This is a genomic window from Flavobacterium bomense, from assembly GCF_003970355.1.
In genome coordinates this window covers 1-1,390 of sequence record NZ_RYDJ01000109.1, presented here as the reverse complement: position 1 = coordinate 1,390, position 1,390 = coordinate 1, and the positions used below count along the sequence as shown (strand labels likewise).

General features: G+C 31.9%; 2 protein-coding genes and 1 pseudogene. All 3 read left to right on the top strand.

The annotated features are described in order from the left end of the window. Positions 1-194 (top strand): annotated as a pseudogene (locus EKL98_RS15945) (50S ribosomal protein L11 methyltransferase); the annotation flags it as partial. 18 nt (positions 195-212) lie between these two features. After that, a complete protein-coding gene (locus EKL98_RS15940) occupies positions 213-827 on the top strand; it encodes a class I SAM-dependent methyltransferase (protein WP_126563144.1) in 615 nt (204 codons plus the stop codon). A gap of 41 nt (positions 828-868) precedes the next feature. Beyond that, positions 869-1,144 (top strand): ATP-dependent Clp protease adaptor ClpS, encoded by a 276-nt coding sequence (locus EKL98_RS15935; protein ID WP_126563143.1) that lies wholly within the window; start codon positions 869-871, stop codon positions 1,142-1,144. The last annotated feature ends 246 nt before the right edge of the window (positions 1,145-1,390 follow it).

Sequence of the window (1,390 nt, the reverse complement as noted above, 5' to 3'; positions counted from 1 at the left end):
ATATTAACCGAAATATTTTGTTGAACGATATGCAATCTTATATAGATTGCTTGAATCCAAAGGGAACCTTATTATTGAGCGGTTTTTATACCGAAGACATTCCGTTTATTGATGCTTCTTGCACAGAAAAAGGATTAACCTATGTAAAAAAATTCAAAAGAAACAATTGGGTATCCTTAAAATATGTAAATTAGTATTCGAAAAATTGACAAATGGAAATCGACAGAAAAAATCATTGGGAAACAGTTTATGAAACCAAACAGCCCTATGAAGTAAGTTGGACGCAAGAAAACCCAAAAACTTCACTTGATTTTATAAGAAAAACCCATTTAGACAAAACAGCAAAAATCATAGACATTGGTGGTGGCGACAGCAAACTTGTCGATTTTTTACTAGAAGATGGATATGAGAATATTACGATTTTGGATATTTCGGCCAATGCATTAGATAGAGCAAAAAAAAGATTGGGTATAAATACTGAAAAAGTAAATTGGATTGTTTCGGATATTACTGAATTCAAGCCAGAAACTAAGTATGACATTTGGCATGACCGAGCCACATTTCATTTTTTGACAACATCGGGGCAAATAAAAAAATATGCTGAAATTACTAAAAAATGGGTAACTAATTTTATAATAATTGGTACCTTTTCAGAAAACGGCCCAAAAAAATGTAGTGGACTAGACATCAAACAATACTCTGAAAAAGAAATAGAAAATCAATTTTCAGACAATTTTAAAAAACTAAAATGTATCACTGAAGATCATATAACCCCCTTTGAAACCAAGCAAAATTTTACATTTTGTGTGTTTGAAAAAATCAAGTAAAACAACACTATTTTTATTTATAACCTACAAATTATTTAAAAATGAGTACCAAAGTAAAAGTTAGAGAACGAGTTAGCCTCAAAGAGTCAAGAACAATAAACAACGAAATTATAGTGTATAATGACGATGTAAACACTTTTGAACATGTTATCGAAACCCTAATCAGAGTTTGCAATCACACTCCCGAACAAGCCGAACAATGCTCAATAATTGTGCATTACAGAGGGAAATGTACTGTAAAAACAGATATTTTAGAAAAACTGAAACCACAATGCAGTCAATTATTAGATGCTGGCTTGAGTGCTGAGATAGTGTGAAATTTCAAGTTATTGTATAAAAAAAGCAGAATTTACTTTTAGACAATCCTGCTTTTTTTTAATTTAAATTTTAATCCAATTTCGGCTCCCTCTCCTTTAGAGAGGGTTGGGGGTGAGGATTTAATGCGGCAATTTATTCTTCCTCTATCCGTAGAAAAAAGTTCCGAAATGTGCCCCAAAAAGCACCAAAATAATGGGTAAAAATCCAGCTCCAAGTAATATAAATATCGGCCCAGGACAAGAACC